Source organism: Rhizobium sp. BK008, from assembly GCF_014197345.1.
GTDB lineage: Bacteria > Pseudomonadota > Alphaproteobacteria > Rhizobiales > Rhizobiaceae > Rhizobium > Rhizobium anhuiense.
Genome location: NZ_JACIFK010000008.1, coordinates 328,699 through 350,743, shown reverse-complemented (window position 1 = coordinate 350,743; position 22,045 = coordinate 328,699). Strand labels below are relative to the sequence as shown.

Annotated in this window: 22 protein-coding genes; 15 read left to right on the top strand and 7 right to left on the bottom strand. The window is 62.0% G+C overall.

What is annotated here, in order from left to right; genetic code table 11:
- Positions 1-55: 55 nt before the first annotated feature.
- From FHT69_RS27655 to FHT69_RS27635, 5 genes are all read left to right on the top strand, one after another.
- Entirely contained in the window at positions 56-1,348 is a 1,293-nt protein-coding gene (locus FHT69_RS27655; protein WP_047616172.1) for an ABC transporter substrate-binding protein, read from the top strand.
- A 103-nt stretch (positions 1,349-1,451) separates the two neighbouring features.
- Positions 1,452-2,339: a carbohydrate ABC transporter permease gene (locus FHT69_RS27650; protein WP_127430697.1), complete on the top strand. Its 888-nt coding sequence runs from the start codon at positions 1,452-1,454 to the stop codon at positions 2,337-2,339.
- A 1-nt stretch (position 2,340) separates the two neighbouring features.
- Positions 2,341-3,252: a carbohydrate ABC transporter permease gene (locus FHT69_RS27645; RefSeq protein WP_132575793.1), complete on the top strand. Its 912-nt coding sequence runs from the start codon at positions 2,341-2,343 to the stop codon at positions 3,250-3,252.
- Positions 3,253-3,271: 19 nt separating this feature from the next.
- Positions 3,272-4,354, top strand: coding sequence for an ABC transporter ATP-binding protein (locus FHT69_RS27640; RefSeq protein ID WP_127430699.1), 1,083 nt, complete (start codon positions 3,272-3,274; stop codon positions 4,352-4,354).
- 34 nt (positions 4,355-4,388) lie between these two features.
- Positions 4,389-5,129, top strand: a complete 741-nt coding sequence (locus FHT69_RS27635) for a ThuA domain-containing protein (RefSeq protein WP_127430700.1) — start codon at positions 4,389-4,391, stop codon at positions 5,127-5,129.
- A 9-nt stretch (positions 5,130-5,138) separates the two neighbouring features.
- On the opposite strand, the gene FHT69_RS27630 is transcribed toward FHT69_RS27635, so the two are convergent.
- From FHT69_RS27630 to FHT69_RS27620, 3 genes are all read right to left on the bottom strand, one after another.
- Positions 5,139-6,050, bottom strand: coding sequence for an SMP-30/gluconolactonase/LRE family protein (locus tag FHT69_RS27630; protein WP_183906220.1), 912 nt, complete (start codon positions 6,048-6,050; stop codon positions 5,139-5,141).
- Positions 6,051-6,145: 95 nt separating this feature from the next.
- Entirely contained in the window at positions 6,146-6,967 is an 822-nt protein-coding gene (locus FHT69_RS27625) for an SDR family oxidoreductase (RefSeq protein WP_127430702.1), read from the bottom strand.
- 90 nt (positions 6,968-7,057) lie between these two features.
- Positions 7,058-8,245, bottom strand: a complete 1,188-nt coding sequence (locus FHT69_RS27620; protein WP_183906219.1) for a phytanoyl-CoA dioxygenase family protein — start codon at positions 8,243-8,245, stop codon at positions 7,058-7,060.
- A gap of 94 nt (positions 8,246-8,339) precedes the next feature.
- Between FHT69_RS27620 and FHT69_RS27615 the strand changes: the two genes are divergently transcribed.
- Positions 8,340-9,365, top strand: coding sequence for a LacI family DNA-binding transcriptional regulator (locus FHT69_RS27615; RefSeq protein WP_183906240.1), 1,026 nt, complete (start codon positions 8,340-8,342; stop codon positions 9,363-9,365).
- Positions 9,366-9,435: 70 nt separating this feature from the next.
- Positions 9,436-10,653 (top strand): adenylate/guanylate cyclase domain-containing protein, encoded by a 1,218-nt coding sequence (locus tag FHT69_RS27610; protein ID WP_063475265.1) that lies wholly within the window; start codon positions 9,436-9,438, stop codon positions 10,651-10,653.
- Between the two features lie 21 nt (positions 10,654-10,674).
- Here FHT69_RS27610 and FHT69_RS27605 read toward each other — a convergent pair whose 3' ends face one another.
- The 4 genes from FHT69_RS27605 to FHT69_RS27590 all read right to left on the bottom strand — a co-directional run bounded on the left by FHT69_RS27605 (position 10,675) and on the right by FHT69_RS27590 (position 14,034).
- Positions 10,675-11,454 (bottom strand): SDR family oxidoreductase, encoded by a 780-nt coding sequence (locus FHT69_RS27605; protein ID WP_047616659.1) that lies wholly within the window; start codon positions 11,452-11,454, stop codon positions 10,675-10,677.
- 79 nt (positions 11,455-11,533) lie between these two features.
- Positions 11,534-11,929, bottom strand: a complete 396-nt coding sequence (locus FHT69_RS27600; RefSeq protein WP_063475378.1) for a DoxX family protein — start codon at positions 11,927-11,929, stop codon at positions 11,534-11,536.
- Between the two features lie 154 nt (positions 11,930-12,083).
- Complete coding sequence (dgoD, locus tag FHT69_RS27595; RefSeq protein WP_047616194.1) at positions 12,084-13,232, bottom strand: galactonate dehydratase; 1,149 nt, start codon at positions 13,230-13,232, stop codon at positions 12,084-12,086.
- 58 nt (positions 13,233-13,290) lie between these two features.
- On the bottom strand, positions 13,291-14,034 hold the full coding sequence (locus FHT69_RS27590) for a FadR/GntR family transcriptional regulator (RefSeq protein WP_047616196.1): 744 nt from the start codon (positions 14,032-14,034) through the stop codon (positions 13,291-13,293).
- A 212-nt stretch (positions 14,035-14,246) separates the two neighbouring features.
- Here FHT69_RS27590 and FHT69_RS27585 point away from each other — a divergent pair, with 212 nt between their 5' ends.
- The 8 genes from FHT69_RS27585 (at position 14,247) to FHT69_RS27550 (ending at position 22,043) form a co-directional block, all read left to right on the top strand.
- On the top strand, positions 14,247-15,230 hold the full coding sequence (locus FHT69_RS27585) for an arabinose ABC transporter substrate-binding protein (protein WP_063475266.1): 984 nt from the start codon (positions 14,247-14,249) through the stop codon (positions 15,228-15,230).
- A 69-nt stretch (positions 15,231-15,299) separates the two neighbouring features.
- Entirely contained in the window at positions 15,300-16,805 is a 1,506-nt protein-coding gene (araG, locus tag FHT69_RS27580) for an L-arabinose ABC transporter ATP-binding protein AraG (protein ID WP_063475267.1), read from the top strand.
- A gap of 17 nt (positions 16,806-16,822) precedes the next feature.
- On the top strand, positions 16,823-17,773 hold the full coding sequence (araH, locus tag FHT69_RS27575) for an L-arabinose ABC transporter permease AraH (RefSeq protein ID WP_047616201.1): 951 nt from the start codon (positions 16,823-16,825) through the stop codon (positions 17,771-17,773).
- A complete protein-coding gene (locus tag FHT69_RS27570; protein WP_097543060.1) occupies positions 17,770-18,660 on the top strand; it encodes an aldose 1-epimerase in 891 nt (296 codons plus the stop codon). The genes araH and FHT69_RS27570 overlap by 4 nt, the downstream gene beginning before the upstream one ends.
- A complete protein-coding gene (locus FHT69_RS27565; protein ID WP_047616204.1) occupies positions 18,661-19,440 on the top strand; it encodes an SDR family oxidoreductase in 780 nt (259 codons plus the stop codon).
- Between the two features lie 151 nt (positions 19,441-19,591).
- Positions 19,592-20,023, top strand: coding sequence for an OsmC family protein (locus FHT69_RS27560; RefSeq protein ID WP_047616206.1), 432 nt, complete (start codon positions 19,592-19,594; stop codon positions 20,021-20,023).
- Between the two features lie 221 nt (positions 20,024-20,244).
- Complete coding sequence (locus FHT69_RS27555; protein WP_047616208.1) at positions 20,245-20,853, top strand: TetR family transcriptional regulator; 609 nt, start codon at positions 20,245-20,247, stop codon at positions 20,851-20,853.
- A 50-nt stretch (positions 20,854-20,903) separates the two neighbouring features.
- Positions 20,904-22,043: an efflux RND transporter periplasmic adaptor subunit gene (locus FHT69_RS27550; RefSeq protein ID WP_183906218.1), complete on the top strand. Its 1,140-nt coding sequence runs from the start codon at positions 20,904-20,906 to the stop codon at positions 22,041-22,043.
- Positions 22,044-22,045 lie beyond the last annotated feature (2 nt).

Below are 22,045 nucleotides of genomic sequence, written 5' to 3'. Positions count from 1 at the left end.
ATTTTCGCGGTCGGTGCTGGAGGGCGCCGTGTCTCTAAAAAAGGGAGGACTTCCGTTGAAGAAGATGGTTCTTGGCGGCCTGTGCGCCGTTCTGCTGAGCGCGGTTTCGACGCTGGCGCAGGCTGAAACAATCCGAATTGCAAATCACGGTCAGGCCGGCATCGACGCGATGAAGTCGACGGTCGAGCGGATCGAAAAGAAATATGGCGTCACCGTCGAGGTGATCGAATATCCGGCGCCGGACAAGGATTACCTGACGAAACTCCTGACGGAGCTTGGCGCCGGCAACGCCCCCGACCTGTTCTCCATCCCGACGACGGCCGCCGTCGCCGACATGGTGGAAGCCGGCTACCTCGCGCCGGTGACCAAGGAGTTCAAGGCCTGGGATGGCTACGCCAAACTCTATGATGTCGCCAAGGAGCTTGCCGTCAGCCCGGATGGAGAGACTTATGTGATGCCGTTCATGCTCGGCATCCAGGAAATCTATTATCGCAAGGACGTACTCGAAAAGGCCGGCATCTCGACCGAACAGCCGAAGACCTGGCAGGAGCTTCTCGATCGTGCCGCCGAAATCAAGCAGAAAACCGGCGCCTATGGCCTGCTGTTCCCGGCCGGCGTTTCCTGGGGAAGCGGTGCCTTCGACGAAGGCTTCCAGCACCTGCTCGTCGGTTCGAAGACGCCGCAGCTCGTCGATGCCGACGGCAAGCTCGATCTGAATGGCGAAGGCATCAAGGATGTCTTCAACGTCTACAAGGAACTGATCGACAAGGATCTGATGCCGACGCAGCCGCTGCTCGGACCCGAGCCCTGGGTCGTGCCGAAGTACCAGATGTTCCCGGAAGGCAAGCTTGCCGCCACCACCTGCGGCTCCTGGTGCTATATTTTCGACTGGGGCCGCGAGAGCAAAAATCCGATTCCCGACGTGACGAAGGTGGTCGGCACCTGGACAGTACCGGGCCAGAGCAGCGGCCAGTATGTGCTTGCCAATCTCGCCGCGCCGTGGGCGGTCAATTCCAAGTCGGCCAACACCGAATTGGCGATCAAGGCGCTGATGGAGATCGGCTCGATCGAGACACAGGTTTCCTACGCCGCCCGCATCGGCAATATTCCCGCCAGCAAGGACGCGGCCGACAATGCCGAGTTCCAGAAGCTGACGGAACTGGTTCCGATCCATGCGGCGGCCGGGAACGGCGTGTTCCTGAAGCAGGCCTCCGGCTTCGGCACGGTCTCCGAAGGTGTGGCGCGGGCCACCGAAGCGCTGCTGCGCAAGGAAACCGACGCCGCCGGCGCCCAGAAGATCCTTGTCGACTACGTCAAGGAAACGCTCGGCGACGACATGGTCAAGTAAGCCTCCGCTTTCTTTCCCAGCGAACGGGGACGCGGCGACATCGCCCGCGTCTTCCCCTTTTCATTCGATAAGCCGGCTTCATTCGACAAGGTTGTGAGCTTCCATGGCCCGAAACTCTCATGAAAAGCGCGCCGAGCGGCAGTGGCTGCTGATCCTGCTGCCCTCGCTGGTGCTGCTTCTGGCCTTCGTCATCTATCCGGCCCTCTATTCCATCTATCTGAGTTTTACCAATGAGGCGCTGACCGGGGCGGCGGCGCTGCGGCCCCGCTTCGTCGGTCTCAGGAATTATACGCGGCTCCTCAACGACGCGAAGTTCTGGAACGCGCTGTTCGTCACCTTCGTCTTCGTCATCGGTTCGGCAGTGATCGGCCAGTTCGTGCTTGGGCTGATCTCGGCAATGGCGCTGCGCCGGCCGATCCGCTTCCGGCGGCTGTTCTCGTCGATCATCCTGTTGCCGAATGCCGCCCCTGAGGTCGTCGCCGGCTTCATGTGGATCTCGATGCTGGCCGGCGGCGACAATGCCACGCTCAGCCGCATCGTCAGCTTTTTCGGTGTCGCGCCGGCCGACTGGCTGCAGGTCTTCCCGCTGTCGATGATTATCGTCGTCAACACTTGGCGCGGCATCGCCACGGCGATGATCCTCCTGACCGCGGGCCTCAGCACCATACCGGGGGAGATTTACGAGGCGGCCCGCATGGATGGCGCCACACCGTCGCAGATGTTTCGCCGCATCACCCTGCCGCTGATGATGCCGACGATCCTGCTCTACATGCTGATCTCGGCCGTCTCCACCATTGCCGTCTTCGGCCTCGTCTATGCGCTGACGCGCGGCGGGCCGGGCGGGGCGACCGAGGTCGTCAGCATCTATATCTATAACCAGTCCTTCACGGCCTTCCAGCTGGGATATGGGGCGGCGGTCGCGGTCGTCGCGCTCGTCATCTCGCTGATATTGGGCATCGCCTATGTCCGGGCCATGAAGGTGGAGGTCTGACATGGCCGTCGTTTCCCCGAGCGAGACCGCAAACAAAGGCCGCTCCGACCTCATCGCCTATGCGACGCTGTCGCTGATCTCGATCTTCTGCGCGGTTCCCTTCTTCTGGGTGCTACTCGCCTCTCTCGACGGCAATGCGCAGCTTTTCCTGCACTGGCCGGAGCAGTGGACCTTCGCCAACTATATCAAGGTCTTCACCAAGGAGGACGGGGCGAAGTGGCTGTTCAACTCGCTCTTCGTGGTCGGCGGTGCGACGCTGCTGGTCATGGTGCTTGCCGGGCTCGGCGGTTATGCGCTGTCACGCACCAGGGCCTGGTGGAAGCTGCCCTTCCTCTACGCGATCCTGCTCATCCGGGTGCTGCCGCCGACGGCGCTGGTCGTGCCGCTCTACAAGTTCCTGCTGACGCTGAACAATGCGGAAGCGGCAGTGCTCAGGCCGATCTTCGGCAGCTATGCCCGCGACATCATGCGCTGGACCGGCTTTATCGACGGTTATCTCGGGCTGATCCTGGTGCTGGCGACCATGCAATTGCCGCTGGCGCTCTGGATCATGAAGACCTTCTTCGACGGGCTGCCGAGGGATTACGAAGAGGCGGCGCTGATGGATGGAGCGACACTGATCCAGCGCATCCGCCGGGTGCTGATCCCGCTGGCGCTGCCGGGGCTTGCGGCCGCCGGGCTGTTCGCCTTCATGTCGGCCTGGGGTGACTTCCTTCTGCCGCTGATCTTCCTGTCGTCACCGGAACTGCAGACGCTGCCGCTCGGTCTCTTCCGGGCCTTCCTGCGCATCAACGAGATCGATTACGGCCTTCTGACGGCTTTGGCCTTCATCTACCTGCTGCCTGCCGTCGTCGCCTTCGGTTTTGCGCGGCGCTTCCTCGTCCAGACATTCTCGGGCGGCGTGAAGGGCTGAGATCAAGAAAGAGAAACAGATGATCAATCTCAGAAACGTTCGCAAATTCTACGGCGCGCTCGAGGTCATCAAAGGCGTCGACATCACAGTGGAAGACGGCGAATTCGCCGTCTTCGTCGGCCCGTCGGGCTGCGGCAAGTCGACGCTGCTGCGGATGATCGCCGGCCTCGAAGGCATCGACGACGGAGACCTCATCCTCAACGGCAAGCGTATCAACGACGTGCCGCCCGACAAGCGCGGCATCGCCATGGTGTTCCAGTCCTATGCGCTCTATCCGCATATGAGTGTTGCCGAAAATATCGGCTTCTCCCTCAGCCTGAAGAAGGTGCCGGAGGCGGAAATCCGCCGGCAGGTCGAAGCCGTCGCCGAGATCCTGCAGCTGACCGACTATCTCGACCGCCGCCCTGCCGCCCTTTCCGGCGGCCAGCGCCAGCGTGTGGCGATCGGCCGGGCCATCATCAAGAAACCGGCGCTGATCCTGTTCGACGAGCCGCTGTCGAACCTCGATTCGGCGCTACGCGTGCAGATGCGCGCCGAGCTGCAGCGTCTGCACCGCGAGCTGAAGGCAACTGTCGTCTACGTCACCCACGACCAGGTGGAGGCGATGACGATGGCCGACCGCATCGTCGTGCTGAACAAGGGCCTGGTGGCACAGGCGGGGGCGCCGATGGCACTCTACCATCAGCCGGAGAATGAATTTGTCGCGACCTTCATCGGCTCGCCGAAGATGAATGTCATCCCGGTCACCGCGACGCAGGCATCAGCGGGCAGGCTGCATCTCGACAGCCCGATCGGGCTTTCGCTCGATCTTGCCGATGCGAACGGGGTCGTGCCGCAGGGCGAGGCCAAGCTCGGCATCCGGCCGGAGCATTTGAAGATCGCGCCGGAGGGGCGGGGAAATTTCACCGCCGAGGTGGTCATCGTCGAGCGCCTCGGCGTCGAGACCTACATGACCGTCGGCTCGCCGCAGCAACCGATCGTGGTGCGCGCCGAAGGCGATATCGCGGTGCGGCCGGGCGACCGCGTGCCGCTGATGGCCGATCCGGCTGCCTGCCATCTGTTCGATTCCGCCGGCCGAGTGATCCGTCCGGCAACTGCCTGACACCTGAACCATCGCCCAAACATCGAGGAATGCCATGACAATCAAGATCACCATCTGGAACGAAGGACGCCACGAACAGCTCCACAGGGAGGTCCAGGAGATCTACCCCGACCGTATCGACGGCGCGATCGCCGCCGGTATTGCCCATCCGGATTTCGAAATCCGCCGCGGCACGTTGGATGATCCCGATGAAGGCCTGCCGGACAGCGTGCTCGATGATACCGACGTGCTGCTCTGGTGGGGGCATATGGCGCATGACGAGGTCAGCGACGGGCTGATCGACCGCGTGCAGCAGCGTGTGCTGAAGGGCATGGGCCTGCTGGTCCTGCATTCCGGCCATCATTCCAAGCTCTTCCGCCGGCTGATGGGCACCAACGCCAACCTTTCCTGGCGCGAGACGCCGGATGGCGACCTCGAACGCGTCTGGGTGGTCAATCCCTCGCATCCGATCGCCGAGGGACTGCCGCCCTATTTCGAGGTCAATGCCTCGGAAATGTACGGCGAGCCCTTCGATATTCCGCAGCCGGACGAGCTTGTGTTCATCTCCTGGTATTCCGGTGGCGAGGTGTTCCGCAGCGGCTGCACCTTCCAGCGCGGGCGCGGGCGCATTTTCTTCTTCAGCCCCGGCCACGAGACCTACCCGATCTATCACGACAAGATCGTGCATAAGGTGATCTCGAACGGCATCCGCTGGGCGCAGCAGAAACACACAGATGGCCGCATCCTGGAAAACTGGCATCGGGCCGAGCCGCTGCATGGGCGTCCCGACAGCTGAAGGCCTGATCTATGGATATTGTGCGCCGGTCGTCTTGATATAAATCGAATAGACCGAACGCGTCGCGGTGATGAAGAGCCGGTTTTTCTTGGGGCCGCCGAAGGTGAGGTTGGACACCGTCTGCGGCACCCTGATCTTGCCGAGCAGCGTTCCCTCGGGCGAAAAGCAGTGGACGCCGTCGGAGGCGCTCGTCCAGAGATTGCCTTGGACATCGAAGCGGAAGCCGTCGGGATTGCCGACGTCGAGGCTGCAGAAGTAACGGCTATTCGCAAGCCTCCTGCCATCGATGACGTCGAAAACGCGGATATGGCGCGGCACGTCATGTTTTGCCGAGCCGGAATCGGCAATATAGAGCTTCGTCTCGTCGGGCGAGAAGGCAAGGCCGTTCGGCTGGATGAAATCTTCGACGACGGCGTCTATCGATCCGCTTGCCGGATCGATCCGGTAGACGTTGCGGGTCGGCTGCTCGGGCTCGGCCTTGTGGCCCTCGTAATCCGACAGGATGCCGTAAGTCGGATCGGTGAACCAGGCCCCGCCGTCGGAGTGCACGACGACGTCGTTCGGCGAATTCAGCCGCTTGCCCCTATAGCTGTCGGCGAGAACGGTGATGGTGCCGTCCGTCTCGGTGCGGGTGACGCGGCGGCCGCCATGTTCGCAGGAGACCAGCCGGCCCTGCCGGTCGCGGGTATTGCCGTTGACGTAGTTGGATGGTGAACGGAAGACGGAGACCGTTCCATCCGGTGTCCATCGCATCATCCGTTCATTCGGGATATCGCTCCAGAGAAGGCAGTTCAGGTCGGAAAACCAGACCGGGCCTTCCGTCCAGCGGCAGCCGGAATAAAGCTCCTCGAGGGTGGCGCTGCCGATGATCATTGCACCGAAGCGTTCGTCGCGGATCTCATAAATCGGATTGTCGCCCATGCCGGTTTCCTCCCTGAATGCTGCCGTTCTTTTCCTAGCGGCAAAAACCTGGAGGTGCCAGAGCCCGGCGACGGAATTGCCGGGCTCTGCCTTTCTCAGAGGGCTGCGACCGGATGCGGCGAGCCGTCGTAGGCGCCCCAGATCGACTGATCGAAGCAGATGACCGAGCCGGTCATCAGGCCGGATTCGGAAGACGACAGGTAAGCGCAGGCGCGCGCCACCTCGTGCGGATCGACGAGACGGCCGAAGGGCTGGCTTGCCTCCGCCTTCTCCAACCAGTCGGCCGGTGCCTCGTGATATTCGCGCTGGATCCGGTCCTCGCCTTCGGAGGCCATCCAACCGATGTTCAGACCATTGACGCGGATGCGGTTGCGCAGCAGCGCGTAGGCGGTGTTCTTCGTCAGCGTTTCCAGCGCGCCCTTGGAGGCGCAATAGGCGGCGATGAAGGGCTGGCCGGCTTTGGCCGACATCGAGCCGATGTTGACGATGGTGCCTTCGATCTTTTCGCGGCGCATGACCTTTATCGCTTCCTGCATCAGGAAAAACGGCGCGCGCACATTGACGGCGAACATGGCGTCGAAGAGCTCCGGGCTGGTATCGAGAATGGTGCCGCGATCGGTAATGGCGGCGGCATTGACCAGCGCGTCGACACGGCCGAAGGCCTCATCGCAGGCGCGCACGACATTCTGCGCCTCCTCGACCTTGCCGAGGTCGGCCTTCATATAAACGACCCTGGCGCCGGTCACGTCCGAAATCTCCGCGGCCTTCGCATTACCTTTGGCTTCGTTGCGGCCGCAGATGACGATACCCTTTGCGCCGCGCTCGGCGAAGAGGCGGGCGATGGTGGCGCCCAAGCCTTGCGTGCCGCCCGTAATGATGGCGATCTTGCCGTCGAGACGGCCGTGGTCTGTGCTCATGTGGTTCCTCCGTTGTGATGATGTGCGAATGGCCTCCCGCGGATGCGGGAGGCTTGTGTCAGTACGGATACAAGAGACTTACGCTTCCAATCAGCTCAGCTTCTTCTGCGCCTGCGCCGCAAGTGCTGCGGTAAAGGCCTCGTCGCTCCAGCCTTCCTTCAGCGCCTCGTGCATCAGTTGCGCCTGTGTCTTCGGCGCCAGTCCGCCGAGCGGCGGGTCGCGGTCGAGATTGGTCGGGAAGGAATAACCTTCGGCGCAGGCGGCGACGGCGTTGGCGGTTTCATCAGGCGAGAGCTTTTCCTGCAAGCTCTTCAAGGCGGGAAACAGCCTGGCGCTCATCTTCTCGCGGTTGACGGTTTCCATCGCCCGGCCGAAGGCGGAGGAGACTTGCAGGAGGTTGGCGACACGCTTGATGTCGGCCGAGCGGTTGGTGCCGGCGGCATGGAAAAGGGCGGGATTGAAGAAGACGACGTCGCCTTTTTCGAGCGGCATCTGGACATGATGGGTTTCGAAATAATCGCGGAACTCCTGCCGTTTCAGCGCGAGATAACCGGGCACATAGGTTTGGCTGTGCGGCAGAAAGAGCGTCGGGCCGCTTTCGAGCGGCATGTCGCAATGGGCGACCGCGCCCTGCAGTGTCAGTACCGGCGAGAGCCGGTGCACATGCGCCGGAAACTGCTCGATCACCGCAGACGACTGAAACCCGAGATGGTAATCGCGATGCGCCGACTGCGCCGCGCCGCCCGGATTGACGCGATTGACCTGCGCCGTCATCTGGTAGCTCGGGCCGAGCCAGGCTTCGCTTGCCAGCGCGATGATGGGATTGCCGTAATATTCGGCGAAATTTGCCGGATCGGCGAGGCAATGTTTTTCCAGCGAATTCCAGATGCGATCGTTGGCGCCAGGCTTGGCGAAGTGATCGCCGCCGCCGGTCGCGGTGCGGTGCTGCTCCTCGATGATCGCATCGAAGATCGTGCTGGCGCGGTCGATGATGCCGGTGTCTTCGTAAGCGCGCTTGAACACGACGACCCCAGGACCTTCGCTGAAGACCTCGCAGATTTCCGCCAACACGGCGCGCCGGCCTTCCGGCGTTGCGGCGGCTGCCATCACCTTGCGGCTGTCATAGATCAGCACGTTTTTTTCGACCGCAGACGCTGCGGGGTAATCGGCAAGCACCGTCGTTTTTTCCGCAAGGTCGCGAAAATCGTCGAGATCGCAGGCCTCTTCGCTCAGCCAGACGCGGTCGGCGCGCAGTGTCTGCGGGTTGTCGGTTTTCATGGCGGGCTCCTCCCTCTTTCCGATGGAGGCACTATACGCCGCGATGCCAGGTGATATAGATCAGAAATCCATCAAAAAACCATCAGGCCCGGCCATGGTCCATCTCTTTCTCGTCAAGGACATCGCCTTCCAGGCAGGCCTGAGCACCGCGACCGTCGACCGGGTGCTGAACGGCAGGCCGGGCGTGCGCCGGCAGACGGAGATGCGGGTGAAGGCGGCGATCGCTGAGCTGGAGAAGCAGCAGGCGGGGGCGATGGGCAGCGGGCGTGTGCTGGCGATCGATATCGTCATGGAGACGCCACAGCGTTTCAGCGATGCGGTGCGCACTGCCTTCGAAGCGGAGATGGCGGCCTTCCTGCCCGGCGTCTTCCGCTGCCGGTTCCATTTCGCCGAGGTGATGAAGCCGGCCGAACTGGTGCAGCTTCTCGATCGCATCCGGCTGCGTGGTACGCACGGCATTGTGCTCAAGGCGCCTGACGTCGCCGAGGTGGCTGCCGCGGTTGCCCGGGCGGATGCGGCGGGCATTCCCGTGGTGACGCTGGTGACCGACCTGCCGAATTCGGCCCGCATCGCTTATGCCGGCGCCGACAACCGGGCGGCGGGAGAGACCGCCGCCTATCTGATCGGCGAATTCCTTGGAGACCATGGCGGCAAGGTGCTGGTGACTCTGTCGAGCGGGCGGTTCCGCGGCGAGGAGGAGCGCGAAATCGGCTTTCGCCGCAGCATCCGCGCCCATTATCCCGACATCGGCATTACCGAAATCAGCGAGGGGCACGGCACCGATGCCGCCACGGGAACGCTTGCGGCGGCAGCGCTTGCCGCCGATCCCGCCATCAACGCCGTCTATTCGATCGGCGGTGGCAACCGGGCGGTGCTTTCGGCCTTCGATGCGGCCCAACGTCCCGTCCGCGTCTTCGTCGCCCATGATCTCGATGCCGATAATCGCGCCCTGCTTGCCGCGCGTCGGATCGGCTTCGTGCTGCATCACGATCTCAGAACCGATGCGCGCTCGGCCTTCAGGGCGATCATGAGCCGGGCACAAGCGTCGGGGCGGGCGGTTTCGCCCTCGCTTTCAACGGTCGAAATCATCACGCCCTACAATATGCCCGCGGGCGATTGAGCCAATTGACTTTCCTTCCGTGCCGAATTCGGGCTACAGCTCAGACCAAGCACGAGTGAAGGTGAGCGCCATGGATTACAGCGACGTCAGCACGATTGCAGCCTGGGTGACCGAGCAGGGACTGAAGGGTGTTTCCGAAGCCGAGCTCATGACCGGTTTCTGCGCGGCCTGTCGTAATGCCGGCCTGCCGCTCGACCGTGGTCTGGCGCTGATGGATACGTTGCATCCGGTGCATGAGGGCCGTGCTTTCCGCTGGGACAGCGTCGAAGAGATCCAGACAGAGTTCGAATATGGTCCGACGAGCTCGGGGGAAGCGGCGTCGAACTGGCAGCGTTCGGCTTTCTATCATCTTTGGTCTCGCAACGAGCGGGAGATCCGCCGGCGTCTCGGTTTCGGCGATCCGATCGATTTCAGCCTGCTCGATACGATCGCTGAAGCCGGCCACACGGATTTCGTGGCGATGATGCATCGTTTTTCCGAGGCTGGCACGATCGGCGAGATGGATTGCTTCTTCTCGCATTTCGCGACGAAACATCCTGAGGGCTTTTCCGATCACGACCTTGCCATCCTGCGCAAGCTGGTGCCGGTGTTGGGGCTGGCGATCAAATGCATCGCGCTTGGGCGCATCGCCCGCACCATCGCGGAGGTCTATCTCGGCGAGGACGCCGCGCGCCAGGTGATGGAAGGCAAGATCAGCCGCGGCAAATCGGAGCGGATTTCCGCAGCACTCTGGTTTTCCGATCTGCTGAACTACACCAAGATCTCCGACAGCGTACCGCCGGAGGAGATCATCCCGCTGCTCAACGACTACAGCGAGGCTGTGATCACGGCGATCCACGCATCCGGCGGCAACGTGCTGAAGCTGATCGGCGACGGCGTGCTGGCGATCTTCAAGGGCGAGGTTCCGGCGGAGGCTTGTTCCGCGGCCCTACGCGCCGAATCCCTTCTGCGGGAAAAGCTCGGCACGTTGAATGATGAACGCCGGGCGGCCGGCCGGGCCGCGACCGACGTCTATATCGGCCTGCATATCGGCGACGTCTTCTACGGCAATATCGGCAGCCAGGACCGGCTGGACTTTACCGTCATCGGCCCTGCCGTCAACGAGGTCAGCCGCATCGCCTCGATCTGCCGCTCGGTCGATCTCAACCTCTTGATGTCCTCCGATTTCGCCTCGGCGATCCCGGAGGAGGAGCGCGCGACACTCGCCTGCATCGGGCGTTACGCATTGCGCGGCGTACAGCGCGCCCAGCAGCTCTATACGCTGGAAAGCGCCCGGCTGAACGGCTGACCGCGGCAGAATCGGCAAGGACTATCGCAGCAGACCCTGACCGCCGTCGATCCAGATCGGCGTGCCGGTGATGTGTCGGGCGCGGTCGGAGGCGAGGAAGAGGATGGTTTCGGCGACGTCCTCGCTCTTGCCTGCCCTGCCGCCGGCGATCGGGATATCCCCCTGCGGCCAGATGACCGGCACCTCGGTCTCTTCGCGATGGCGGCTGTTCGTGTTGGCGCCGATATTGGTCTCGATCTCGCCGGGGCAGACGGCATTGACGCGAATGCCGTGCCGACCAAGTTCGAGGGCGAGCTGCTGGACCATGGCGACCTGGCCGGCCTTGGTTGCGGTGTAGGCGGTGGCGCCCGGCGTGGTGAAGGTACGGGTGCCGTTGATGGACGAAACGACGACGATCGAACCGCCGCGGCGCTTCAGATGCGGAACCGCCAGATGCAGGGTCAGATAGGTGCCGCGCAGATTGACGGCGATGGTCTTGTCCCATTCATCCGGCTGCAGATCATCGATCGGCGCCCAGACTCCGTTGATCCCGGCATTGGCGACAACGATGTCGAGGCCGTCGAAGGTGTTGGTCAGTTGCTTCACGGCGCCCCGCATTTGAGCTTCGTCGCTTGTATCTGCCGTCAACGCCATCGACTGGCCGCCGGCGGCCTCGATCTCGGCGCAGGTTTTCTCGACTTCTTCCGCTGTGCGGCTCAATGCTGCGACCCTTGCTCCCTCGGCGGCAAGCCGCAAGGCGGCGGCTTTGCCGATGCCCGAACCGGCGCCTGTCACCAATGCGATCTTTCCTTTCAGTTCCATGGGCTCTCCTTGCCGTTTTGCCGGTAAGCCAATGTTCGGCGCGGTTGTTTGGTTCCGCAAGGAGCGCCGGTCGTTCGGGCTATCTGAGGAGGCTGTGGTTCAACGCCCATTTCTCCGGCCCATGGACGGCGGCAAAGAGCAGGCCGGCGAGGAAGGTAAAGTGATCGATGAAGAAGCCGAACTCGGCCTGGTTCTGCTGCCAATGGGATGGGCCGTGGAAGGCGAAGGCGAGGAAGATCACATAGATGCCTGCGAGCAGGCTGGCCTCGGTGAAGAAGGCTCCCGATATGAGGGCAAGCGCCAGCGCGATCTCGAAGAAGGCGGCGACCCAGGCCAGGAATGTCGCCATCGGAAAGCCTGCGGCGGTGATATAGCCCGCCGTCGCGGCGATATCGGCGAATTTGAAGCCGGCGGCCATGAAGAACACAAAACTGAAGATGATGCGCGCGACGATGATTGCGATTGCTCTGGCCATCATGAAATCTCCTCTTTGAGTTTCCACTATGACGGAGGAGACACGCGATATCCTACACGGTGAACGAAAAAAGGCCGCTTTGAGCGGCCCAATCACTTTGAGTGGCGCATAATCCTTTCCGAAAATCGGTTCCGATTTTCGGGGTTATGCGCTCTCACCACTCGGCGAAGCTGCCGTCGGCGTGCCGCCAGATCGGGTTGCGCCAGCGATGGCCCTCCTTGGCGCGTTCGATGACATAAGCCTCGTCGACCTCGATGCCGAGGCCGGGACCCTGCGGGATCGAAACGAAACCATCGGCATAGTGGAACACCTCCTTGTTGGAGATGTAGTCGAGGATGTCGTTGCCCTTGTTGTAGTGGATGCCGAGGCTCTGTTCCTGGATGAAGGCGTTGTAGCTGACGGCATCGACCTGCAGGCAGGCGGCGAGCGCGATCGGGCCGAGCGGGCAATGCGGCGCCAGCGCCACGTCATAGGCTTCGGCCATCGCCGCGATCTTGCGGCATTCGGTAATGCCGCCGGCATGGGAGAGATCCGGCTGGATGATGTCGACATAGCCGTCGGACAGAACCTGCTTGAAGTCCCAGCGCGAAAAGAGCCGTTCGCCGAGCGCGATCGGCGTCGAGGTATGGTTGACGATATCGCGCAGCGCTTCCTTGTTTTCCGAAAGCACCGGCTCCTCGATAAACATCAGCTTGTAGGGATCGAGCTCCTTGGCGAGAACCTTCGCCATCGGTTTGTGCACACGGCCGTGGAAATCGACGCCGATGCCGATATGCGGGCCGATCGCTTCGCGGATGGCGGCGATGGTTTCGACTGCCTTCTCCACCTTCTCGTTGGTGTCGACGATCTGCATCTCCTCGCAGCCATTGAGTTTGATCGCCTTGAAACCGCGGGCAACCACCTCCCTGGCATTGTTGGCGACATCCGAGGGACGGTCGCCGCCGATCCAGGAATAGACCTTGATACGATCACGGAGCTGGCCGCCGAGGAGCGAATGGATCGGCTGGCCGAGCGCCTTGCCCTTGATGTCCCAGAGCGCCTGGTCGATGCCCGAGATCGCGCTCATATGAACGGCGCCGCCGCGATAGAAGCCGCCGCGATACATCACGGTCCAGTGGTCCTCGATCAGGAAGGGATCCTTGCCGATCAGATAGTCTTCCAGTTCGTGGACGGCCGCCTGAACAGTCAGCGCCCGGCCCTCGACGACCGGTTCGCCCCAGCCGACGATGCCCTCGTCGGTCTCGACCTTCAAAAACAGCCAGCGCGGCGGCACGATATAAGTGGTGAGTTTGGTGATCTTCATCGCTGTCTTTCAGTCTCTTCCCGGGTTTGCGATCGGCATGTCCGCAGGTGGTGATCCATCATTTCGTTCTGCCGATCGCCTTTTCGGCGGCGGCAAGGTCGCGCACCGCAAGATCGAGCATGCGGTTGGCGCATTCGCGGGCGCCCGCCTTGTCGCGCATGCGCAGGGCCTCTACCAACTGGCCGTGAACGATGACCGCATCCTCGCGATTCTCGACGGCGATGTTGGAGGCATGCAGCGCATATTTCAGCGCCGCATGGATGGCGCTCGACAGGCGGCGGAAGACCTGGTTGTGGCTGGCGGTGAGCAGCACCGTATGGAACATGACATCGGCCTCGGTGAAGCTTTCCGGGTCGCGGGCACTGTCGCGCATCTGCCGCCAGGCCTTGTCGAGATCGGCGATCTCCTGGGCGCTGGCCCGCTCGGCGGCATATTCCGCAGCTGCCGGCTCGATGGTGCGGCGGGCTTCGAGAATGCAGCCGAGCAGGTCGAAATCCTTGATGTAAGGGCCGATCCACTCGAGCACGTCGGCATCGAGTATATTCCAGTCGTCCCGGTCGCAGACGGTGGTTCCGACCCGCGGTTTGCCGCGGACGAGGCCCTTTGATTCCAGCACCTTCAGCGATTCGCGAATGACGGTGCGGCTGACGCCGTAGAGCTCGCACAGGTCGTTCTCGCGCGGCAGCGGCGTGCCTGAGGGATAGCGGTCCGCGCAGATATCCTGAGCGATCGCCGCCGTGACGTTGCGGCCTACGCGCGGTCGGCGCTTTTCGGCCGCGTCCTGTCGCTCGATTGTTTCCAACTCACCTCTCCGCTCTATCTCCGGCGCGAAGCAATCGAACCTCATTATCCGAATTCGATCCGCTTTGCGACGCTTCCTCCCGGCCTCTCGTCAATAATCCTATTATTCCAATCATCATACATTGGCAATTGACTGGTATGATGATTTATCATAATTCATAGGGCGCTGCCGGGGAGGCAGCTGCTCGGTTTTTAGAGTTCAGGGAGAGAGACATGCGCTTGTTCAAAGCAGCCATCCTGGCTGGCACCTTCGCCATTCTGGCGGCCGGCTCGGCATTTTCCGCAGACGTCAAGATTGGGTTCATCGTCAAGCAGCCCGAGGAGCCGTGGTTCCAGGACGAATGGAAATTCGCCGACCAGGCCGCCAAGGAAAAAGGCTTCACCGTCGTCAAGATCGGCGCCGAAGACGGCGAGAAGGTGCAGTCGGCAATCGACAATCTCGGCGCCCAGGGTGCGCAGGGCTTCATCATCTGCACGCCCGACGTCAAACTCGGCCCCGGCATTGTCGCCAAGGCTGAAGCCAACCAACTGAAGCTGATGACGGTCGACGACCGCCTCGTCAGCGCCGATGGCAAGCCGTTGGAAGACGTACCGCATATGGGCATTTCTGCCACCAAGATCGGCGAGACCGTCGGCCAGGCCATCGTCGACGAAATCAAGAAGCGCGGCTGGGATATGAAAAATGTCGGTGCGGTGCGGGTCTCCTACGACCAGCTACCGACTGCCGTCGACCGCGTCGAAGGGGCGATCTCGGTGCTGAAGTCCGCCGGCTTCCCGGCCGAGAACATCTATGACGCGCCGCAGGCAAAGACCGACACGGAAGCGGCGCTCAATGCGGCAACCACCGTTCTCAACAAACATGCTGATGTGAAATATTGGGTCGCCTTCGGCCTCAACGACGAAGCCGTTCTCGGCGCCGTCCGTGCCTCCGAGTCGGTCGGCATTCCGGCGGCCAACGTCATCGGTGTCGGCATCGGCGGCGCGGAATCGGCGATCAACGAATTCAAGAAGCCGGCTGCGACGGGCTTCTTCGGCACCGTCATCATCTCACCGAAGCGTCACGGCTATGAGACGGCGCTCAACATGTATGACTGGATCGCCAACGGCAAGGAGCCGGCAAAACTGACGCTGACCGCCGGTTCCCTGGCGCTGCGCGGCGATTACGACAAGGTTCGCAAGGATCTTGGCATCGAGTGATCGTCCTTTGAGGATGATGTATGCCCGGCGGCCGCTCAGCGCCGCCGGGTCTTTCTCGACGGAGCGACGATGGCTTTCCTCGAATTCAACAATATTTCCAAGGGTTATCCCGGCGTGCAGGCGCTGGCGGATGTTTCCTTCCCTGTCGAGAAGGGCGCCGTCCACGGCCTGATGGGCGAAAACGGCGCCGGTAAATCGACGCTGATCCGGGTGCTGTCAGGCGACCAGGCCGCCGATAGCGGCACCATCCTCATCGACGGCGAGGAGCAGAAATACGGCTCCGTCCGCGACGCCTTCCATGCCGGCGTCATCGTCATCCATCAGGAACTACAGCTCGTTCCGGAGTTGACGGTCGCCGAAAATCTCTGGCTTGGGCGCTTTCCGGCCAAGGGCGGCGTCATCCATTCGAAGACGTTGATCGAGACGGTGCGCACGAAGCTGGAAGAGATCGGCATCGAAGTTGATCCCGCGGCCAAGGTTGCCTCACTTTCGATCGGCGCGCGGCAGATGGTCGAGATCGCCAAGGCCGTCATGCTCGATGCACGGGTAATCGCGCTCGACGAGCCGACCTCCTCGCTTTCCTCGCGCGAAAGCGAGATCCTGTTTTCTCTCATCGAGACACTGAAGGCGAAGGGAACTGTCATCCTCTATGTCTCGCATCGTCTCGACGAAATTTTCAGGCTTTGCGACAGCCTGACGGTGCTGCGCGACGGCAAGCTTGCCGCCCACCATCCTCAAATCGGCGAAACGACGCGCGAACAGATCATCTCGGAAATGGTCGGACGCGAGATCAGCAATGTCTGGGGATGGCGCGAACGTCCGCTCGGCGCCGTTCGGCTAGAGGTCAAGGGCCTGTCGGGGCCGAGGCTGCGCCACCCGATCAGCTTTTCGGTCCGCCAGGGCGAGATTCTCGGCTTCTTCGGTCTGATCGGCGCCGGCCGCAGCGAGATGGCGCGGCTGCTTTACGGCGCCGATGCCCGGCATCAGGGCCAAGTGACGATCGACGGCGTCGCCGTTTCGCCGAACAATCCGAAAGCGGCGATCAATGCCGGCATGGTGCTGTGCCCCGAGGACCGCAAGTTCGACGGCATCGTCCAGGGCCGATCGATCGAAGAGAATATCGCGATCTCGTCGCGCCGGCATTTTTCGCCCTTCGGCATTCTGAGCCTGAGACAAGAGGCGGCGCTCGCCGACCAGTTCATCGCCAAGCTTCGGGTGCGAACGCCGTCGCGCAAGCAGGACATCATCAATCTCTCCGGCGGCAACCAGCAGAAAGTCATTCTCGGCCGCTGGCTGTCCGAGCAGGGCATCCAGGTTCTCGTCATCGACGAGCCGACGCGCGGCATCGACGTCGGGGCGAAATCGGAAATCTACGAAATCCTCTACGAGCTTGCCGCCGGCGGTATGGCGATCGTGGTGATTTCAAGCGAGTTGCCCGAAGTCATGGGCATCTCCGATCGCATCATGGTGATGTGCCAGGGCAGGGTGGCGGCCAATGTCGCCCGCCAAGATTTCGACGAGCGCAGCATCCTGACGGCGGCGCTCCCCGACAAGAATGCCGCAGGCACCATTTAAGACTGGGAACACGGACGATGCATTCGGTGAAAAAAATCCTTCTCGGCGAACAGGGACTGGTGGTGATCTTCACTGCTGCCTTCGTGATCGTCTCGCTCTTCGTGCCGAACTTTCTGACCGAGCGAAACATGCTGGGGCTGCTTCAGTCGGTCGTCACGATCGGCATCGTCGCCTGTACGATGATGTTCTGCCTGGCGTCTCGCGATTTCGACCTTTCAGTCGGATCGATCGTCGCCTTCTCCGGCATGATCGCGGTGATGGTCTCGAATGCGACGGGCTCCATTCCCCTCGGGCTGCTCGCCGCCTTGCTGTGCGGCGCCCTCGTCGGCTTCGTCAACGGCATCGTCATCGCCCGCTTTCGCATCAATGCGCTGATCACCACGCTGGCGACCATGCAGATCGTGCGCGGGCTGGCGCTGATCGCCTCGGATGGTCGCGCCGTCGGCATCAACGATCCTGCCTTCTACCAGCTTGCCCTGTCGCGTTTCCTGACCGTGCCGACGCCGATCTGGATCATGCTGATCCTTTTCATCCTCTTCGGTTTCGTTCTCAACCGCACCGTCTTCGGCAAGAACACCCTGGCGATCGGCGGCAATCCCGAGGCCTCGCGGCTTGCGGGCGTCAACGTCGTCAACATGCGCATCTGGATCTTTGCGCTGCAGGGTCTCGTCTGCGGCGTTGCCGGCATCCTGCTTGCCTCGCGCATCACCTCCGGCCAGCCGAATGCAGCGACGGGACTCGAACTCTCGGTGATTTCGGCCTGCGTTCTCGGCGGTGTTTCGCTGGCCGGCGGCAGGGCGGCGATGAGCGGTGTGATCGTCGGCGTGCTGATCATGGGCATTGCCGAAAATGTCATGAACCTCTTGAATATCCAGGCATTCTATCAATATGTCGTACGTGGGCTGATCCTGCTGATCGCGGTGCTGCTCGACAATTTGAGGTCTTCAGCTGCGGGGCGACGCGGATGAACCAAGGAAGAGCCGGCGACGAAATCGAATTGCGGCACGGCGACCTCGTCGTCCGGGTCAGCCATCGGGGTGCCGCCGTCACCGCCGCAACATATCGGGACGTGCCCTTTCTCGTTGCGGCCGGCGGGCCTGAAGAAACGATGGCGAATTTCGCGATGGTGCCGTTCGGCAACCGCGTGGAAGGCAATGTCATGTCCTTTGCCGGTCGCGACTATACCTTCCAGCCGAATACTGCCGATTCGCTCTATCGGCATGGCGATGGCTGGCTCAGCCTCTGGCAGCTTGAAGACTCGAGCCCGGAGCACGCGCAGTTCTGCTTTTCCCGGGGCGCCGACAGTGTTTCACCTTATGCCTATCTCACCCGGCAGGAGATCCGTCTCGCCGGCAATGCGCTGGTGCTGACACTTTTCGTGGAAAACCGGGGCGAAACCGCTCTTCCCTTCGGGCTCGGTCAGCATCCCTTCTTCGCGCGGACGCCAAAGACGAGGCTGATGATTGCGGCCGATCGTTACTGGAACGAGCGACCCGACCATCTTCCCGATATGCCCGGCTCCGTGCCCGATGATTTCGATTTCAGGTCCGGCAGGCTGTTGCCGCAGAAATGGATGAACAATGCCTTCGAGGGTTGGAACGGACGGGCTGCTATCACCTGGCCGGAACTTGGAATTCAGGCGGCGCTCGAAGCCGATGGTGCGCTCGATCGCTTCATGCTCTATATGCCCGTCACCCGCGGCGACTTCTTCTGCCTCGAGCCGATGAGCCACTTGCCGAACGGCCACCACCTGCCCGATTTCGGTGGGCTCAGGCGGCTTGCGCCGGGGGAGGCTCTTGCCGGCACGGTGACGATCCTGATGTCGGAACTGCCGGTTCAATCGGAGGTGAGATAGATGGGCAGCCGCCTGCATGGCAAGAACATCCTGATCACGGGTGCCGCGCAGGGTATCGGTCTTGCGATGGCAAAGGCTTTCATGCGGGAGGATGCCGCCGTTTTTCTCGTCGATCGCGATGCGGCGCGGCTGGCGAAGGCAGCGAAAGCGCTTCAGAGCAGTGGCGGCCGGCTTGGTTATCTGCCGGCCGACATTACCGATGCCGGAACGATCACGACGTTGGTGGCCCAGGCGAAGGAAGAGATCGGAGAGCTGAACGCGCTCGTCAACAATGCCGGGGTGAATGTCTTTGCCGAACCACTCGAGACGACGGACGAGGAATGGAACCGCTGCTTCGACATCAATCTCAAGGGCGCCTGGAACTGCTGCAAGGCGGTGCTGCCCGGCCTGATCGAACAGGGCGGCGGCGTCATTCTCAACATTGCCTCGACGCACGCTTTCACCATCATCCCGCACACATTTCCCTATCCGCTGGCAAAACACGCCCTGCTCGGGATGACGAAATCCCTGGGTCTCGAATATGCGGCCCGCAATATCCGCGTCAACGCACTGGCGCCGGGCTATGTCTCGACACAGAAGGTGATCGATTACTGGAACAGCTTCCCCGATCCGGAAGCGGCAAAGGCCGAAACGATGAGGCTGCATCCCGGCGGGCGCATCGCGACACCGGAGGAGATCGCCATGGCGGCCGTGTTCATGATTTCGGACGAATGCCCGTTCATGAATGGCACTTGCCTGACGATCGACGGTGGTCTCAGCGTCTTGCAGCATCCCGGCTGAAAGGGCTTCGATTTTCGCTGATTTTTACAGGCCTGTCGTCTTCTCCGGATAGAGCATTATATTGCCCTTCGGGAAGGCTATTTGATCTCCCGCGGGCATGGAGCGGCGCCCTGCCGCTTGCTCGAAAGCACAATCGAAACAGGAGGACGGCATGCAGATCAATCGTACGGCTTCGGCCCATTGGACCGGTGGCCTCAAGGACGGCAAAGGCCTGATCTCGACGCAGAGCGGCGCCCTGAAGGACTATCCCTACGGCTTCGCAAGTCGCTTCGAAGGCATTGCCGGCACCAACCCGGAAGAACTGATCGGCGCAGCCCATGCCGGTTGCTTCACCATGGCGCTGTCGTTGATCCTCGGCGAAGCCGGCTTTACCGCCGAGCATATGGAAACCTCCGCCAAGGTAACGCTGGAAAGCGTCGAGGGCGGCTTTGCCATCACCGCCATCCATCTTTCGCTCTCTGGCCGTATTCCCGGTGCCGATGAGGCGACCTTCACCGAGCTTGCCAACAAGGCCAAGGCCGGTTGCCCTGTGTCCAAGGCGCTCGCCTCCGTTCCGATCACGCTCGACGTCAAGCTCGCCTGATTTCCGGCCGCCGATGAGGTGCCGCGCGCGTTTCGCGTCGCGGCACTTTTCAAGTGCGCCCGATCGCCATCGTCCATCTGCTTCAGAAAATCCCTCACACGACCAAATGGCCGTCCTGCCGAGAGCTGTACTGCGCTCAGGGATGTTGACAAGTGACGCCTGATATTTTACGACTGACGAAATTCAAAATTCGTCAGTCGTAATTCGAGGCATCGAAAATCATGGACGAGATTGCGGAAAACACGCTCGACATCACTCGGCAGGAGAATGTCACCCGCATTCTTGATGCGGCCGAGCGGCTGTTTCGGCATTATGGCTACAGCAAGACGACGGTGGCCGACATTGCCCGCGATCTTGGCATGTCGCCCGCCAATATCTATCGTTTCTTCGCCTCCAAGGTGGAAATCCACCAGGCGCTCTGCGGGCGCATGCTCGCCACCGCGTATCAGATCGCCTACGACATCCGCCATCAGCCGATCAGCGCCAGTGAGCGGTTGCGCCGCTATGTCGAGACCCAGCATCAATTGACGCTGGATCTGATGCTCGATGAGATGAAGGTGCATGAGATGATCATCGTCGCGATTGAGCGCGACTGGCACGTCATCGAAAAACATATCGACCGCGTCCATGATCTCATTGCCGAAATCATTGCCGAAGGCATTGCCGCCGGCGAGTTCGTCGAGCAGGACCCGGTCGTTGCCTCGCGCTGCTTCGGCGCGGCGACGATCAATCTCTGCCATCCGCAAATGGTGGCCCAATGCCTTGCCAAAACCAACCGCGCAAGCGTCGACGAACTGATCGACTACGTGATCAGGGCGCTGAAGAAATAATGGACGGCAGCCGCCGTCGAGACCCCCGAAACGATCCAGGAGTGCGGAAGATGTTTTCGCTCAAGACCCTCAGCTACCGCATGCCGTCCGTCACCAGTCTCGCGCTCGTCGGCGCGATCGGCATCGGCGTTTCCGCGTGCTCGGAAGAGAAGGCTGAGGTCAAGCAAGTCGTCCGGCCGGTGAAGGTCGTCGAGATCGCCAAGGCCAGCGACACGCGCAAGCTCGATTATTCCGGCTCGGTCAAGGCGCGCACGGAGATGAACCTCGGTTTCCGCGTCGCCGGCAAGATCACCGAACGCCTCGTCGATATCGGCGACCGGGTGACACCGGGCGATGTTCTTGCCCGCGTCGACGCCACGGATTACCAGCTGGCGGTCAGGACGGCCGAAGCCAATCTCGCCGCGGCCGAAAGGGGTGTCGAAACCACCGATCTCGTCAACAAACGCGCCGAGCAGCTTTTCGACAAGAGTGTCGCCCCGAAGTCGCAGGTTGAACAGGCCTCACTCAGCCATGACCAGGCGATCTCGCAGCGCGATGCCGCCCTTTCGGCGCTCGACCAGGCGAAAAACCAGGTGAGCTACACCGAGCTCAAGGCCGGTCAGAACGGCATCGTCACCGCGATCAATGCCGATACCGGCCAGGTCGTCGGCTCCGGCACCGCCGTCGTCACCGTTGCCGTCGACGGCGAGAAGGAAGTGCAGATCGCGGTTCCGGAAAACGACATTGCCGAATTCAAGCCGGGCAAGACAGTCAAGGCCAGTTTCTGGGCCGACGACAGGCTGGTGCTCGACGGCAAGGTGCGGGAGGTTTCCGGTAGCGCCGACCAGCAATCGCGCACCTTTGCGGTTCGCGTGAGCTTGCCGAACGATCCGCAGGTGCTACTCGGCATGACGGCGACGATCGAGGCCAATGTCAGCAATGGCAACAGCTATGTCTCGATCCCGCTCAGCGCGCTCGCCGAGAAGGACGGCAAGAAGATGGTCTGGACCGTCGATCGCGATACGTCGACTGTGCATGGCCGCGACATCAAGGTCGCCGATTTCACCGGCGACGGCGTGCATGTGATCGAGGGCCTCGACAGCGGCGATCTCGTCGTTGCGGCCGGCACGCAGTTCATGAGCGAAAACCTGAAGGTGAAGGTGCCGGACCAGCAGTCGGCCCTGGCCGCCACGGACCAGACCGTCCGCTGATC